This window comes from Serratia sp. MMO-28, from assembly GCF_037199905.1.
Classification (GTDB): Bacteria; Pseudomonadota; Gammaproteobacteria; order Enterobacterales; family Enterobacteriaceae; genus Chania; species Chania oryzae.
In genome coordinates this window covers 95,400-111,039 of the sequence record NZ_JBBCVB010000002.1, presented here as the reverse complement: position 1 = coordinate 111,039, position 15,640 = coordinate 95,400, and the positions used below count along the sequence as shown (strand labels likewise).

At 55.6% G+C, this 15,640-nt stretch carries 18 protein-coding genes; 17 read left to right on the top strand and 1 reads right to left on the bottom strand.

All coding sequences use genetic code 11. The annotated features are described in order from the left end of the window. Positions 1 to 835: 835 nt before the first annotated feature. Positions 836 to 2,827, top strand: a complete 1,992-nt coding sequence (locus WG891_RS02200; protein ID WP_337261504.1) for a DNA topoisomerase III — start codon at positions 836 to 838, stop codon at positions 2,825 to 2,827. A gap of 625 nt (positions 2,828 to 3,452) precedes the next feature. Here the strand turns inward: WG891_RS02200 and WG891_RS02195 are convergent. Further along, the gene (locus WG891_RS02195) at positions 3,453 to 4,007 is read right to left on the bottom strand and encodes a hypothetical protein (protein WP_337261505.1); all 555 of its coding nucleotides are present in this window, start codon (positions 4,005 to 4,007) and stop codon (positions 3,453 to 3,455) included. A gap of 529 nt (positions 4,008 to 4,536) precedes the next feature. Here WG891_RS02195 and WG891_RS02190 point away from each other — a divergent pair. The 16 genes from WG891_RS02190 (at position 4,537) to WG891_RS02120 (ending at position 15,507) form a co-directional block, all read left to right on the top strand. Continuing rightward, entirely contained in the window at positions 4,537 to 4,938 is a 402-nt protein-coding gene (locus tag WG891_RS02190; protein ID WP_037404598.1) for a hypothetical protein, read from the top strand. 79 nt (positions 4,939 to 5,017) lie between these two features. Beyond that, a complete protein-coding gene (locus WG891_RS02185; protein ID WP_337261506.1) occupies positions 5,018 to 5,524 on the top strand; it encodes a hypothetical protein in 507 nt (168 codons plus the stop codon). Positions 5,525 to 5,536: 12 nt separating this feature from the next. Then, positions 5,537 to 5,710, top strand: coding sequence for a DUF5983 family protein (locus WG891_RS26990; protein ID WP_443006023.1), 174 nt, complete (start codon positions 5,537 to 5,539; stop codon positions 5,708 to 5,710). Between the two features lie 155 nt (positions 5,711 to 5,865). Continuing rightward, positions 5,866 to 6,144, top strand: coding sequence for a type II toxin-antitoxin system RelE/ParE family toxin (locus WG891_RS02180; protein WP_337261507.1), 279 nt, complete (start codon positions 5,866 to 5,868; stop codon positions 6,142 to 6,144). A gap of 11 nt (positions 6,145 to 6,155) precedes the next feature. Continuing rightward, positions 6,156 to 6,440: a HigA family addiction module antitoxin gene (locus WG891_RS02175; RefSeq protein ID WP_337261508.1), complete on the top strand. Its 285-nt coding sequence runs from the start codon at positions 6,156 to 6,158 to the stop codon at positions 6,438 to 6,440. A gap of 211 nt (positions 6,441 to 6,651) precedes the next feature. After that, positions 6,652 to 7,143, top strand: a complete 492-nt coding sequence (locus WG891_RS02170) for a DUF3085 domain-containing protein (protein WP_337261509.1) — start codon at positions 6,652 to 6,654, stop codon at positions 7,141 to 7,143. Between the two features lie 227 nt (positions 7,144 to 7,370). Continuing rightward, on the top strand, positions 7,371 to 8,171 hold the full coding sequence (locus WG891_RS02165) for a GTPase (protein WP_337261510.1): 801 nt from the start codon (positions 7,371 to 7,373) through the stop codon (positions 8,169 to 8,171). 107 nt (positions 8,172 to 8,278) lie between these two features. Next, a complete protein-coding gene (locus WG891_RS02160) occupies positions 8,279 to 8,491 on the top strand; it encodes a hypothetical protein (protein WP_337261511.1) in 213 nt (70 codons plus the stop codon). Between the two features lie 32 nt (positions 8,492 to 8,523). Next, positions 8,524 to 8,877 (top strand): DUF3085 domain-containing protein, encoded by a 354-nt coding sequence (locus WG891_RS02155; protein WP_337261512.1) that lies wholly within the window; start codon positions 8,524 to 8,526, stop codon positions 8,875 to 8,877. 370 nt (positions 8,878 to 9,247) lie between these two features. Next, positions 9,248 to 9,712, top strand: coding sequence for an STY4534 family ICE replication protein (locus WG891_RS02150; protein WP_337261513.1), 465 nt, complete (start codon positions 9,248 to 9,250; stop codon positions 9,710 to 9,712). A 62-nt stretch (positions 9,713 to 9,774) separates the two neighbouring features. Next, positions 9,775 to 10,365, top strand: coding sequence for a DUF3275 family protein (locus WG891_RS02145; RefSeq protein WP_337261514.1), 591 nt, complete (start codon positions 9,775 to 9,777; stop codon positions 10,363 to 10,365). A gap of 77 nt (positions 10,366 to 10,442) precedes the next feature. Then, positions 10,443 to 10,808 carry a hypothetical protein gene (locus tag WG891_RS02140; RefSeq protein ID WP_337261515.1) on the top strand — a complete coding sequence of 122 codons (366 nt, stop codon included), beginning with the start codon at positions 10,443 to 10,445 and terminating at the stop codon, positions 10,806 to 10,808. An 80-nt stretch (positions 10,809 to 10,888) separates the two neighbouring features. Further along, positions 10,889 to 11,539 (top strand): hypothetical protein, encoded by a 651-nt coding sequence (locus tag WG891_RS02135; RefSeq protein WP_337261516.1) that lies wholly within the window; start codon positions 10,889 to 10,891, stop codon positions 11,537 to 11,539. Between the two features lie 73 nt (positions 11,540 to 11,612). Beyond that, positions 11,613 to 12,722, top strand: a complete 1,110-nt coding sequence (locus WG891_RS02130) for a DUF6094 domain-containing protein (protein WP_337261517.1) — start codon at positions 11,613 to 11,615, stop codon at positions 12,720 to 12,722. Between the two features lie 146 nt (positions 12,723 to 12,868). Further along, positions 12,869 to 13,111 (top strand): plasmid related protein, encoded by a 243-nt coding sequence (locus WG891_RS02125; RefSeq protein WP_443006016.1) that lies wholly within the window; start codon positions 12,869 to 12,871, stop codon positions 13,109 to 13,111. Positions 13,112 to 13,197: 86 nt separating this feature from the next. Continuing rightward, positions 13,198 to 15,507, top strand: a complete 2,310-nt coding sequence (locus WG891_RS02120) for a DEAD/DEAH box helicase family protein (protein ID WP_443006015.1) — start codon at positions 13,198 to 13,200, stop codon at positions 15,505 to 15,507. Positions 15,508 to 15,640 lie beyond the last annotated feature (133 nt).

Below are 15,640 nucleotides of genomic sequence, written 5' to 3'. Positions count from 1 at the left end.
GACCGTGGTTGGCAAAGCCCGTTATCCCCCCGGCACACAAAGTGCGCATCCCCTATTGAGGCGCCAACCAGCACAATCCATTAGGGACAGCAGCAACGGCTGCACGTAAAGTCCGGATGTACGGGTGCAATCTTTACCTTTATGCCGTCAAGAATTGAATGCTTGGCAAACTGGAGGCGTCCATGTACCGGGGGATAATACCGCCCGATTCCACCCCGTTCCGAATGATCGCGAGACAGAGCGGTATTTCGGTGCTGTTCATCCGCCAGCATTTGAACGGCATCTACCCAACGCCAAAATCTGGCAACAGGTGATTCGTCCACCCGCTTTTTGGCCCCATTTCACCAAATTATCCCCCGGGGGATAGTACCGCCCGATTCCATCCCGTTCCGAATGATCGCGAGACAGGACGGTATTTCGGTGCTGTTCATCCGTCAGCATTTGAATGGCATCTACCCAACGCCAAAATCTGGTAACAGGTGGTTCGTCCACCCGCTTTTTGGCCCCATTTCGCCAAATTATCCCCCGGGGGATAGTACCGCCCGATTCCACCCCGTTCCGAATGACCGCGAGACAGAGCGGTATTTCGGTGCTGTTCGTCTGCCATTCTTGCAGCACGTTGATGAGCGGCTGTCCCAACCGTCAGACGCTCACCCTGTAGCAAACCGTCTCCCTCTCCCGTCCCTGCACCCAATTATCTCACCGGTCAGCGTAACGTTCTGCCACTACCCCGACCAAAGCCGGAGTGCCGCAGATCCCGTTTTATTGCTGTTTCTGTCTGACTGTATCGCCATGCTCATGGGGAACGATAACTTTATGCAGCAAGGAAATACTCATGCGTGTCTATTTATGCGAAAAACCCTCCCAGGGGAAGGATATCGCCCGGGTGCTGGGGGCCCGTCAATCCGGCGAAGGCTGCTACAGTGGCCCCGGTATCGTAGTCACCTGGTGCATCGGTCACCTGCTGGAAGCCGCACAGCCGGAAGCCTACGGGGAGCAGTACAAACGCTGGTCGCTGGAACAGTTGCCGATCCTGCCCAACCCCTGGCGGGTGGAAATCAAACCGAGTACGGAACGGCAGTTTCGCGCGGTTAAAAAATGGGTCAATGCAGCGACCGAATTAATCATTGCAACAGACGCGGATCGTGAAGGTGAAATGATTGCGCGGGAAATCCTTGATCTGTGCAATTACCGGGGGCCGATTCAACGCCTGTGGCTGTCGGCGCTGAACGATGCCTCCATTCGCAAGGCACTGGGTCAGTTGAAGCCCTCTGCCGAAACCCTGCCGCTCTACTATTCCGCGCTGGCACGCTCCCGAGCAGACTGGCTGATCGGCATGAATCTCAGCCGGTTATTTACCCTGCTGGGGCGACAGGCCGGGTACGATGGCGTCCTGTCGGTGGGACGGGTGCAGACCCCAACGCTGCGGCTGGTCGTGGATCGTGACCGTGAGATCGCCCGGTTTGTTTCTGTGCCCTACTGGAAAATCGAACTTTCCCTGACCCAGTCCGGACACACTTTCGCGGCGCACTGGCTTTCGCCCAAAGCGGCAGCCGATGAGGCTGGTCGCTGCATTCAGGCGTCTGTCGCACAACATGCATTGCAACAGATGCAGGCGGCACGCGAAGCCCAGGTCGCCGCTGTTGAAACCGAGCGTATCCGGGAAGCCGCACCGCTGCCGTTTGACCTGGGAACCTTGCAGGAAGTGTGCTCGCGCAAATTTGGCTTGGATGTACAGGAAACGCTCGATATTGCCCAGGCATTGTATGAGACGCACAAAGCGACAACCTATCCTCGTTCCGACTGCGGCTACCTGCCGGAGAGCATGCTCGCCGAAGTCCCTGCGGTACTTGATGCGCTGCAGGAAACCGACCGCAGTTTGCGGCCCATACTGAAAACGCTGGATCGCTCACAGCGCTCCCGTGCCTGGAATGACGGCAAAGTCACCGCCCACCACGGTATTATCCCAACCCTGGAACCTGCCAATCTGTGGGCCATGAACGAGAAGGAACTGGCAGTCTACCGACTGATCCGCTCGCACTATCTGGCTCAGTTTCTGCCGCACCATGAGTACGACAGAACGGTCGCGCACTTGACCTGCGCCGGTCAGACGCTGGAAGCGGTAGGCAAGCAGATTGTCACCCCCGGCTGGCACACGGTGATTGACGAAGAAAACGGGGATGACACCGCACGCAGCCAGGTCCTGCCAACGCTGGCAGTCGGTGGGCGCTGTGGCATTGCCCAGGCCGAATTAAAGGCGCTCAAAACACTGCCCCCGAAGCCTTACACCCAGGGGGATTTGATCAAGGCCATGAAAAACGTGGCGAAAATGGTGGCAGACCCGCAGTTGCAACAGAAGCTAAAGGAGACCACCGGGATTGGCACCGAGGCCACCCGCGCCGGTATTATCGGCAGCCTGCTCAAACGCGGCTATCTGCAGAAAAAAGGCCGGGCCATCCGGGCCTCAGATGCGGCCTGCACGCTGATTGATGCCGTACCGGCGGCGATTGCTGATCCCGGCACCACGGCACTCTGGGAGCAGGCGCTCGACATGATCGAAAGCGGCCAGATGACACTCGACACGTTTATCCAGAAGCAGTCCGCCTGGATCAGTCAGTTGGTGCAGCAGTATGGGGGCACCCGTCTGGCCGTCACACTGCCCGAATCCCCCGCCTGCCCCCGCTGCGCGTCACCCATGCGTCAGCGTTCAGGCAAAAAAGGGCCATTCTGGTCCTGCACCCGTTACCCGGAATGTGAAGGCACACTGCCGCTCAAACCGGCCAAAAAACCACGTTCGGCTCCCCGCAAACGCCGGGCCGGTGCGTGATCTTCTGCACTTTCCCCCCTGCTTGCGCAACGGCGTCAGCAGGGTTTCCCCAGCACACCGGTCTTCGTCTTATCGTGTGCGCATTTCGCCACTTGGGCGGAATGAGAAGACACTCTCCTGACACACTTTAGTGCGCTTTTTTGCAGTGCGCTGCGCTTGCAGGATCTCCTGATGGTCTGCGTTATCGGTCCATCAGCAGATCCTGCGGATCAGCAGTATTCCGTACCGGTGCCCGCCGGTGAAAAAACGGGTTCCTTTTGTGTGCGGATGTGCGCCATAAGCTACCGGCCCCAGCCACGATACGGGCCGGGTGAGACATAACCTGCCAGTGAGGGGTTTAACGCACGAGCCAATCACTGCAGCCGTCCATGGTGGTATTCGTTTTCCGGGCCGGGGGTGACAACACCTTCGGCACCCTGTTCGCCTGCTTTTCAACTTGGCGTTCTAACACTCATGGAATATTAGTCTGAACATACACACATTTGAAGATGTGGGATAACGAACCTACCACTTGTCATCCCACATTGAAATTAAGCGAAAAGACGAGTTTCAGCACTTCTTCGTCTAACACGCTCGCACAGATAAACGAAGAATAATGCTTTTATGGTGCAACTCATTACTCAGCCTAATAACCCTCTTGTGCCGCCCAGTCACGATCCTGATCAGACTCACCATTGATGATTTCCAGGCCATCCTCAGCAAATTCCCACTTGTTATTACGCCGAACCAGCCTAACGATGGTATCCAGATAGAAAGCAGACCCTGCATAAACGCGATCGGGATGTTGATCACCAAGATACGTCAGAGACACTTTCAACGTTAGCATCCCCGTAGATTCGTCGTACTCATGTTCAGTAATCTCTTCATCACCGTCCATTGAGAAATTATCAGCATTAGTATCTGCAATTGCACCAGAGAGTTGTTCCTCAAGCGCCTGATCAAGCTCAACATAGATATTGTCTTCGTAAAGCGCTTCACTCAGGTCAGACACACCAAGGGCTGCGACCATCAAGCGATTTTCTAACGGATCTTTCTTCGCCACTACCGAGAGCTCATGGAAGTGAGAAAAACCAGCCTGCTTGGCTATCCGTTCCTGAGCTTCAGACAACATTATACCGTGAGCTCGCTTAAGCTCTTTAGCGTTGGATTTGAGGATTTCATAACAGGAAAATTTTGACATGACTTGTTCTCCAAACAAATGACGCTTTGGATACTGATAGCCTGTTAACCATGTAACCGTGCAGCGTCGAGAGTTGGCGTGCCAGTGTCAAATGTATAGAGATAAGAATGGGCTATTGCTTCGCGAAACAGGCGCCAGGCGACCATCACCGCCTACCGCCATAGTAGATCCGCAACCAAAACAGGTCAAGCATCTGTCATCGCAGATAGTCGTACCGTATCTCGCCTGGCTGGGCAAACGCCTGCTGGAGGCGCTCGGTGAAACCGGAGAGCAGACAGCACCTTTTTATGCACGACAGGAACCCCGCTGCACGCCATGCTGATCCCCGTATGCCGCTGATGTTATCAGCATCATGCCCTGGCAGTCCGAGGCTTCAAGACTGTTGCGCGGTTTGACTGCGCCGCCTCTCCCGTTCGCTCCGCACCGCTTTTGCGAACACGCGCCTTTCTGGCACGGGTGCTGATGTCTCTCTTCTTTCATTCCCCCTGGCGGTTTCCCGCCGGATCTCATTGTTCCCAGGAGTTTTTCCATGAACGCTTCATTGTCCGTAGACCAGGCTCTGCCTGGATTTACGCAGGATCTACTGCATGTTGAGCACGCTCCCGCGCTCTTTCTGTCTGCCTGGAAACGGGCGGTATCACTGGTAGGCCGGGAACTGTTCGGATGGGGGCATACCCCTGTCAGTCTTGAACAGATTGACAGCAAAACCGAACTGCGTCCCAACCTCTTTCGCATTCATGACGCCCTGCCTGATCTCGCTCCCAGTGAGCAGGTGTTTCTAGCCGCGCTCGTCAGCTTTTATGACGTTGAGGAAGGGCAAACGTTATGCAAACGGGCGGGGGTGGAAGGTCTGGCGGATCTGAGTCGTCTGGATCTGCCCTATCGCCGGATCCTTGCCGACCTGCTGCTCCACGACACCGGCTGGGCCTAACGCTCCGTCATCCCTGCACGCCGCCTGCACTGAAAAGCGGCGTGCCTCACTCCCCCACACTTTTAACAGGAAATATCCCATGTCCAAGCCTCTTTCTGCTGACACCCCTTTTACACGCGGCTATCAGCATCTGCAGATCAACCGTCTGCTGCTGGTCCTGCCGATAGACGGGTCTTCCCCGCGCTATCTGCCGCTTCATCCTTCCCAGCACCAACTGCATGACCTTCAAATCCGGCTGTATCGCTGTGTCTTTAATGATGAGTTTGCACTCATTACCGAGGGCCAAAGCGTGGATGAAGCACTGCGCGCACGCTGCCCTCATACGGGGAGCGCAGGCACGGTGATACAACCGGTGCATGTCGGTGACACCTACTCGCAGGAAGACGCCAATACCGTGGTTCATCGTCTGCACTTTGAAACAGGGTTTTATAGCCGGTGCTGGGAAATCAGTTCGGCACACCTTTCTTCCACCGCCAGGCTGTATCTGGAATCCCAGGCCACCACCGAATCCACGGGTGAATTGCTGTTCGACTGTTTTGAAATGCCGCACCACTGCCTGGGGGTCAAGCTGATTGGCACCCCCTAGACAGCGGGGTATCTGGAACGTGTTCACGGCAGCAGTACCGAAGCACTGCACCAGCTACACCGTGACAGCGGCATGCCCGGCTCGTTGCTGCAACTGCTGCATCAGGCCGCTCTGGCAGACACCCGCCTACTGATCTTCGATCCGGATGCACCGGTTCTGCAGGGGTTGCCCGTCTTTGATGACTGATCTTTCTTCACCCATGAGCCTCGTTTCTGAGGCTCTTTTTCATCCATCCTGATAAGGAAACCCAACGATGACTACTCAACAACGTGTGCGGGAGGCCTGAATATGGTGATCCTCACGCTTGAGAAGTGTAAGGACATACCTTACACTTTATCATCATGATCCGGAGTTTCCGGCACAAGGGGCTGCGTATGCTGCACCGTTATGGCGACACCTCCGGTGTGCGTCCTGACCATGTGGCTCGCCTGCGTCGTGTGCTGGCCTCTCTCGATGTCGCTACCCACCCTGCTGACATGGACAGACCCGGCAACCGGCTGCATCCCCTTAAGGGAACGTTTGACGGTTTTTGGGCAGTCAGTATCTCGGGTAACTGGCGCGTTATTTTTCGTTTCACTGGCTCAGATGTCGAACTGGTCGATTATCTGGATTATCACTAGGAGGTTTCACCATGCCTATGCACAACCCTCCTCACCCGGGAGAAGCCTTGCGCGAAGACGTGATGCCAGCACTCGGTATCAGCGTCACCGCACTGGCAAAACATCTGGGTTATTCACGCGGCCAGCTATCAACCGTGCTGAATGGTCATGCGGCCATTTCTGCTGATCTCGCCCACCGGCTGGAGTTAGCCGGTCTGGGTACGGCGCGTCAGTACCTGGCCGAGCAGGCTGCTTACGATCTGTGGCAGGCTGAACACCGGCCACACCCACCGATTGCGCGGCTGCGCTTCGCCTGACAGCTTTCCCCACATCATCTTCTGCCTCGCTTCACGCGGGGCTTTTTATTTCTTCCCCCTCCCGTCAGTGGTCGGTCACTTGCAGCATCCGTGACGCAGTTCATCGAAAAACTGCCGTCACCACCGCTGTTTTTTTCCAGTTTCCTGTCTAACGTTTCGTGGGTCATTTTTATCCCATGAGGGATCAAAACGGCTCGCCAAGGAGTGTCTTATGCCCCCTTTCTATCACGGTGATCTTCCCCGCCAGGCCTGGATTTCTTCCGGTTTTCTACCCGAACCTTCGTCCGTAAAAGCGAAGGAACAACACCCTTTTTATCCCCATGGAGATTCGATCATGCTGCGATTTACCGCCGCCGATCTGATCCCGGTACTGTCTGAAGCACGGGCCAATCAATGCGCCGTGCTGCTCGTCAAGGATCAGAGTCTTTACCTGATGTCCGCAGTGGGTGAGTATTTTGAAAGTGGCCGCCGCCGCCATGTTGCCTACGCCGCCGGTTGTCAGGATGAACAGGATATCCAGGCAGAATGGGTAATGAGCCGGGCGGGACTCAGTGAAGGCGACTTCACCGAAGTCCTCGATGCCGATTACCCGGTGTTTGACCGCGTGCTGGAGACCGGCTGCGATCTCGATCTGCTGGTCATGCCTGATGCACTGCATTTTTTCACGGCCCTGTCGCCGCAAGCCCCGAACCGCAAGAAATAAGGTGCGCTTCAAAAACGGATTTTTGCGGTACTTCATCGCTGCCTGCTGCCATGCTTCAGCCATGTTCCACTGCTGTGTCAGTGACATGCCCAGCTGATCAAGGCCTTCAAGATCAGGGCGCGCAAGCGCTGGTTCAGAGCGGCGTCTGTTACGCCATTTTTCATTACCCATCAGGGATCTCTTTCCCGGATGGGGCAGAGATCCCTCATCATCTCAAGAGGTGTCTCATGGACCGTAATTTACTCAAATCCCAGCTACCCACGCTGTTAAGTCCCCATATTCCCAAAAATGTTCGGCGCTACACAGGCTTATTTTTTGATGGCACGTTTCCGAGAGGAGTATTTGGACATTATGTCGACCCGCAACCCTTTGAAGGCAAAATCGTGGTGAAAACGGAAGACGCATTAATCATCAAGGTCAAACCTTCCTTTTTTAATATTGTCGACCGGCAACTGGCCACTAACGATTTTCCCGAAGGTATACGGGTAAAAGTCACCCCGTATGCACGTCGCCGTTTCGATGGTCTGCGTGCAGATACCCCTGAAGAAAGAATTGAACAGTACTCAGATGGGACGCAATTTCTCATTAAAACCCATGTCCTGGGCTCGGCCCCCGCCCCCTTGCCCGTTCCCAAGCCACGTTGTCCTGAGCTTGCCGCAATGATCGAATGTATCGAGACGATGCCCGCACCTGATGGTGCTCGTCATATATCGCATTTGCTCGTTGATGCAGGCGCACGGGATTTTTCCTGCGTTGATCCGGATCCAGTGGATATCTTCAAAACGCCCCCCGCGCTGCGTTTCTCCGTCACCACAGAGAAATTTATCGGTGAGGTGGTCGTGCTCTACAACCGTGGTCCTGATCTCTATGCCGTCGAACTATATCAGGCTGGCGAGCAGGTCGAGGTTGTCGATGAGGTCTATTTCGACATGCTGGGTGAGACGCTCGAACGCCTGATTGACGATGGTAAATGGCGTCGGATCCAGGTTGAAGCCCTGTTAAAAACTGGTCTGCGTCAATCAGCCTGAGTGCTTTCAGTGTTCCTCTCCATCGGGAGGGACACTGTTTTTCCTCTTCCAACCGTTCAATCCGCCCAGTCGGTGCGGATTCCCCCTTTTGTTTTAAGGAATAGCTCATGACCCAGACTGTTTCTTCCGGCCCACTGGCCCGGGAATATGTCGGTATCTCACTGCCGCTGGAAATTCTGCGCAGTGCCGCAGGCTACTACATCGGAACATCAGATGCAGAAGGCCCGGTCTCCCGTGAATCCCTTGAGTATTTCGAGGATGCCGCAGCTGCCCAGCGGGCGCTCGACACCGGGTGCTGGACCCAGCGCAGGTATCCGTAACGTTTCTGAAATCACTTTTCAAAGGAAATGTAATGTCATTACTGTTCAAAAGCGGTGACCTGAAACCGGTTATCGAAGAAGCCCTCGCCAATCAATGCCAACTTATCCTGGTGAAAGACCAGGGCGTCTATTGGCTCTCCCAAAAGGGCGAACGCCTCCCCAGCGGTCGCCAGAAGCACATCGCCTATGCGGTCGGCTGCAACCCCGATGTTGATCCCTTCGACAACTGGTGGGAAGTAGCTGGAGCCGAATTTGGGGGAGATGATTTTGGCGAATGGTTTGATTCAACAGACGCTTTATTCAAACGCATCCTCCACGATGGATGGGATCTGGAAGTATCCGCCACATCAACAGAGATTACGCTCAGCGCAGTCAAAATCTCTTAACCCTCGCCCCGAAGCACTGGACAACCGTCCCGCTTCGGGGTTTTTCATGGTCGTCGGAAATGCGGAACCGCGCAGTTATCAATTTTCCCTCGCTGTTTTCCCCCTCGCCGCACTACGCTTACCTCATGTTCTGCTGATGTACTCAGCAACATGCCCAGGTAGTCCAGGTCTTTGAGACTACGTGCGGTGTCAGCCGCATGACCTGCCCGTTCGCCCAGCATCCTTTTGCGAACATCCATCAGCCTTTCCCGGTGGTGGCGATGCCTGTCTTTTTATTCCGGATTTTATTATCCATTCACCCACGCGGGGTTGCACTCTCCCGCCAGGGTCAGGGTGTTTCTCCGCCTTTATGCTTATCTGGAGATTCATCATGACGACCGCTTACTTCAACCTCAATACCACCGGTTTGGGTTATCTGAACGATATTCGTACCGTCACCCCAAAGAAAGGTGACCCCTTTCAGGCCTGCCGTATTGCTGCGCTAAACGGCCCGACAGACAACCCGGAGTATTGCTATTTCGATGTCCGCGTTTATGGCAGTGAGGCACAACACCTGATCAACCGCTGCCAGGATGCGGTTACCAATAAACACAAGGTGCTTATCGGTTTCCGTCTGGGCGATTTGTGGTCAGATATTTTTACCTACACACGCGGCAAACGTGAAGGCCAACAGGCGGTGAGCCTCAAAGCCCGTCTGCTGTTTATCCACTGGATCAAGATTGACGGCAAGCTGGTCTATCGGGCTGAGCCTAAAACATCACCGGAGAACGCCAGCCCTGTGGCAAATGAACACGTCACAGTACACGAGGCGTTTCCGGCTGAAGCAACTGCCTGATCCCCCGTCACTCAAGGCCCCGCTGTTTGGGGCCTTTTCTTTTTCGATGGAGAGCACTTCCCATGATCACGATCCCCGGCCAGTTGGCCATCCGTACCATTCATGGCAGAAATGGCCCCTTTAATGTAGGCCGTCTGGCAACCAGCATCGGTGAGTTTGTCATCAAGAATGCCGAGCTGGATCAGTACGACGAAGGAAAGTATGACGGTGAATTTATCATCACGGAAATACGCCCTTCCACTTACAACACCAGTGGCCGGATGGTCATTGAAATCCGCGCCCATCTGGGGGGCATGACCTTATCGTCGACAGAGCAGTTGAGCGAAAACGAAGCCTCACAGTTCAGTCCCCAGGAGGTCGATCCACTGGATGAGGAGCCGTCAGCACCCGCGATGCCTCCCCAGCCTACGGATTTACCGGTTGTCTCAACAGATCCGCTGATCGACACGACACCGTTTGGCGTACCTGATGCCTCACCAGGTGGTGAAGGCGATGAAACGCTGTTTGGTGCCCTGTGGCCGCTAACTGCTGTCGTCAAGCTCGACACCACCGTTGATCGTCGTTGCCTGCGGGCTCAAGGTCAGCGGCTGAGAGCACTCGGCTATACCTTCGATGAAATCGCCCAGGAATGGCGTCTTGCCGTTACCGCCTGAGTGATCTTTTAACTCTTTTCTCACCCACCGGGGCTGACTCCCCACTGGGGACAGCCCGTTATAGAAGGAGTATTCCAATGGGCTGGTATTTTTCCCGACAATCCCGCCGTGAGCTGATCGCTGAACTGACGAAACGCAGTGAATCAGAGCAATACCGGCGTGAAACCCTCACCTACGCCATCCGGGGCAACGTGCTCTGGTCTGTTATCCAACTCACCCCCAAAGATCCGACAGGGGACATCCATACCTTTATCGGTTGTGACCTGCTGCAAGGATCGAAAGGGGAATGGGGATATAAACCAATGAGTGAGTCGGTCCATCCTTATTATTACAGTTGTCCCAAACGTTATCTGACGATGGCTCCGGTGCAATGCCCGGAGTGGCGCGAAAAGGTACTGGCACACCATGCCCGTCGCCGTTTCGCCTCATCCGTGCCGCGCTGAAAGACATTCCTGTTCAACCCTTGAGGGGCACACCCGGCCCCGCAAGGCTGGCCTGCCCCTTTTTCACTGAGGATTCTGGCATGCCAACCTTATCTCATGCGTTATACCCGATTGACGAATGTCCAGAGCTGATGGCGGACGCCTGCGTCTGCGATAGCAACGGCACGCTGATCTTTCTGTCTCTGTGGGGACGTGATACTGCAATTCAGACCTTTCTCGCACGACTCACACTGGAGCGCGACGAACAGGGGCTAAATCAGTTTCATCTGCTGACGGAAAAAGCTTCCGTTCCGGTGGTTGTTGGCAATGTGGAGCGGCTGGAGAAGTGCAGCACCCGCCAGTACCGGCGCACGCTGTTTGGCTCTCTGGTCAATCTGTGGCTCTTTGACAAGCGTTGTGCGAAGCCCGACAAGGCCAATGCAAAAGCGCTTGCTCTGCTGCATAAAACAACCCCCAGTCATACGGATCGTTTATGGGCGCTGGTCAGGGAAACCTGTCCGTTGCCCCTGCTTGATCACTGGCGCGATGTACTGATGCCGCTGCTGCTGTCGCAGTCGATGCTGACCCGCCTGCCACTGGCACTCGGGGCGCTCGATGGCTATGAGCTGCGGCTCGATGTCCCCGTGCTCACGCAACTTCTGGGCGACATGATCCGCCAGCGCATCCTCACCGTCTCGCCAGACACCGCTGTCCGCCAGCACACCTCCCCAGGGCTGCGTCGCGTGGCATAACGTTTTATTCCTTGGGCGCACCCACTGCGCCCGTCACTTTTTTTAGACCACTTTTCAGGAGAAGGAGCAGGTTATGGCACTGATGTTTCCCCGCCTTGCACGCAATTTTTTGAAGCAGGGCTATTATCCCAGCGATGAACCCACGCTGGAACGGGTTCTGTCTGCACTGGCCCCCGCATCGGGGCCCATGTGCATTATCGACCCTTGTGCCGGTGAAGGTGTCGCAATTGCCGAAGCCGCGCATGCCCTCGGGCGTGATGCGGTGACAGCCTACGCCGTCGAGTATGACGCCGAACGCGCTGAACATGCCCGAACGCTGGTTGATCACTGCATTCAGGGTGACCTGATGGATACCATCATCGCACGTCAGGCCTTTGGTCTGCTGTGGTTGAATCCACCGTATGGGGATTTGAGCCGGGATGCCAACGGCAATATCGGCTACCCGGGCGAAGGCCGCGCACGATTGGAAAAGCTCTTTTATCAACGCTGCCTGCCGCTGCTGCAGTACAACGGTATTCTGGTCTTTATTCTGCCTTCCTACGTGCTAGACAAGGAAATGGTCGGCTGGCTCACCCGCCACTTTGCCGATTTACGCCCTTATCAGGCGGTGGAGCGACAGTTTCAGCAGGTGGTGATTTTTGGACGACGCATTCGCCAGCGGGAAATGGTGTCTGAACAGATAAAAACGGTACGCCAGCAGCTACTGCAGATTGGTGCCGGTGATATCGACGCAGAACCTCTCCCCGAGGTGTGGCCGTTTGATCCTTACATTGTCCCAACCAGTCAGGCTGCACCGGAGCATTTTTACCGTGTGACGCTGGAGCCTGCGCAGTTTGCGGCTGAGGTAGCGCGTCTGCAGGGTCTCTGGCCTGCGCTGGATACCCATCTGGGGGCAGCGCAGTCGTCATTGCGCCCACCAGTACGTGCCTTGTCATCCTGGCATCTGGCGCTTGCGCTCGCTGCCGGTGCCATCTCGGGGGTGGTCACCTCACCCGGCGGTAAAACGCTGGTATTGAAAGGTGACACCCATAAAGAGAAGCAGTTATCCACGCAATACACCGAGGAAAGCGACGGCTCCATTTTGGAAACCCGCATTCTCACCGACAAGTTTGTCCCGGTCATCCGTGCCTGGGACATGACGGTCGACTCCCCCACCTGGGGGGAGATCATCACCATACGCTGACATACTGGCGTTTTCTTTTTTACCCATCGGGGCCATTTCACCCCGACGGGTGCAGTGGCCCCTCTTTTTTGACTCAAGAGGACATCACCATGGTATCGATACTCAACCGTTTACCTGCACCCTTATTTAATTCCGGGATACACACCATGAGCTGCGGTATCGCAGAAAAGGTACAACTGGGCATACTTAATCCAATGCCGTATCTCAGCCGCCACCTTGCCGGTGACTGGGGTGATATTTGTGAAGATGACCGCAAGCAGAATGCGCTGGCGCTCAAACACAATAATCGCCTGTTATCGGTGTATCGGGTGACCCCGTTTCTGACGATCTGGATCATCACGGAAAGCGACCGCAGCGTCACCACGGTGCTGCTGCCAGACGAATACTGATCACTTCTTTTTTTTCTTCCCGCAACAGGGGCAATTCATCGCCCCTGCCGGGACGGTGATGCCCCTTTTTCAATTGGAGCCTCACCATGTCATACGAAAACGTCATTGATCATCCTGTTGTTGCCCCGGCCATGGCTGATGTCCTGCCTCTGACCGGTTTTTCACCCGACGCTGAGCCGACCGAAACCGTGTCACCGCTCACCATCAGCCTGCAGGATTTTGTCGAAGAGTTTGGCGACGAACTGCTGGATTCACTCAACCGTTCCAACCCGCCGGTCTATACCGGTCAGGCACGGACAAACCGTCAGCAAATCCTCTCCAGGCTCAAACGTACCCTGTTTGATGCACAGGCCGAGGTCGTCCATGCGGTGGCCGAACTCCTGGTCAATCGCAACGAACGGGCGGCTATCGTCAACGGGGAAATGGGAACGGGCAAGACGACCATCGGTATTGCAGTGGCTGCAGTATTACATGCCGAAGGTTACCGTCGAACACTTGTGCTTTCTCCGCCCCATCTGGTCTACAAGTGGCGGCGCGAAATCCTCGAAACGGTACAGGGTGCCAAAGTCTGGGTGCTCAATGGCCCGGACACACTGGTGAAACTCATCAAACTGCGTGAGCAGTTGGGCCTTCCGGCACAGGGGCAGGAGTTTTTTATCCTGGGTCGGGTGCGCATGCGTATGGGCTTTCACTGGCGACCGGCTTTTGCTACCCGCCGTTTTTTACGCGCTCACCTTGCCACCTGTCCGCAGTGTGGGCAGATCATCACCGATATGGACGGCGAGCCGATCCCCATCCCGACATTACTGGCGGAGGAACATCGTCGCCAGTGCAGCGGTTGCGGGGAGGCGCTCTGGACACTGATGCGCCCGAAAGGGGCCTCCGCCCAGGAGCAGTCGCAGTCTGTTCTCAAAGCCTTGAAGCGTATTCCAACGATTGGTGATGTCACGGCCAAACGGTTGCTGCAGAAGTTCGGGGAGTCGTTTCTGGCCTCGGTTCTTGGTGACAATCTGTATGAGTTCATCAATCTGATGGATAGCAAGGGTGAGCTGGTGTTTTCTGACCGGCAGGCGCACAGGATGGAGCGTGCGCTCGCCAATATGGAGTTCGGTTTTGGTGAAGGCGGCTATCAACCCTCTGAATACATCAAGAGGTTTTTACCGCAAAACACCTTCGATCTCCTGGTGGTTGACGAGTCGCACGAATACAAAAACGGCGGCTCAGCTCAAGGTCAGGCCATGGGGGTACTGGCAGCAAAAGCACGCAAGACGCTATTGCTGACCGGCACTCTGATGGGGGGCTATGCGAGCGATCTCTTCTATCTTTTGTTCCGTTCCTTACCGGGACGAATGATTGAAGATGGTTATCGTCCTGCACAAAACGGCAGTCTTTCCTCCGCGTCGATGGCGTTTATGCGCGATCACGGGGTGCTGAAAGAGATCTATTCCGAGAGCAAGGGGGAGGCGCATAAAACCGCTAAGGGAACCAAAGTTTCGGTGCGCACCGTCAAGGCACCAGGGTTTGGCCCCAAGGGGATTATGCGCTGCCTGCTGCCTTATACGGTGTTTCTCAAGCTGAAAGACATCGGTGGCAACGTGTTGCCGCCGTATGATGAGGAATTCCGTAATGTGGCAATGGCCCCAGAGCAGGAACAGTACTACCAGCAGTTGTCCCGCACGCTGACGCAGGAACTGAAACAGGCGCTGGCACGGCGGGATACCACGCTGTTAGGGGTGGTGCTCAATGTGCTGCTGGCCTGGCCGGATTGCTGTTTCCGGGCGGAGAACGTGGTTCATCCCCGCACCCGCTCTACGCTGGCGTTTATCCCCTCAGTGTTTGCTGATACGGATACCACGCCAAAAGAGCAGGAGCTGATCGACATCTGCAAGGCAGAAAAAGCCGCAGGCCGTAAGGTGTTGGCCTACAGCATTTACTCCGGGACGCGGGACACCACGTCACGCCTGAAAGTGCAGTTGGAGCGTACCGGCTTCAAGGTGGCAGTGTTACGCGCAAGCGTGGATACCTCCCGCCGGGAAGACTGGATTGCCGAGCAACTGGATCGGGGCATTGATGTGCTGATCACCAATCCGGAACTGGTTAAAACCGGCCTGGATCTGCTGGAGTTCCCCACGATTGTCTTTATGCAGTCGGGTTATAACTGTTACACGCTGCAACAGGCTTCCCGCCGTTCCTGGCGGATTGGTCAAAAACAGCCGGTCAGGGTGATTTATCTGGGGTATGCCGGGACATCACAGATTCAATGCCTGGAGCTGATGGCAAAGAAGATCATGGTGTCGCAAAGCACCTCGGGTGAAGTGCCGGAATCCGGGCTGGATGTGCTCAATCAGGACGGTGATTCGATTGAGGTCGCACTCGCACGGCAACTGGTGAGTTGAGTGTCCCTCTGATTATTCCGTTCCCCCCGGCAGTTCGCTGCGGGGGGATTTTTTATACCGCACCGAGTTTTTGGAGAGTTTTAATTCTGGGAGCTCAGGCTGCCAATTCCTTAGATGCAGCGCGGTGCGTCGT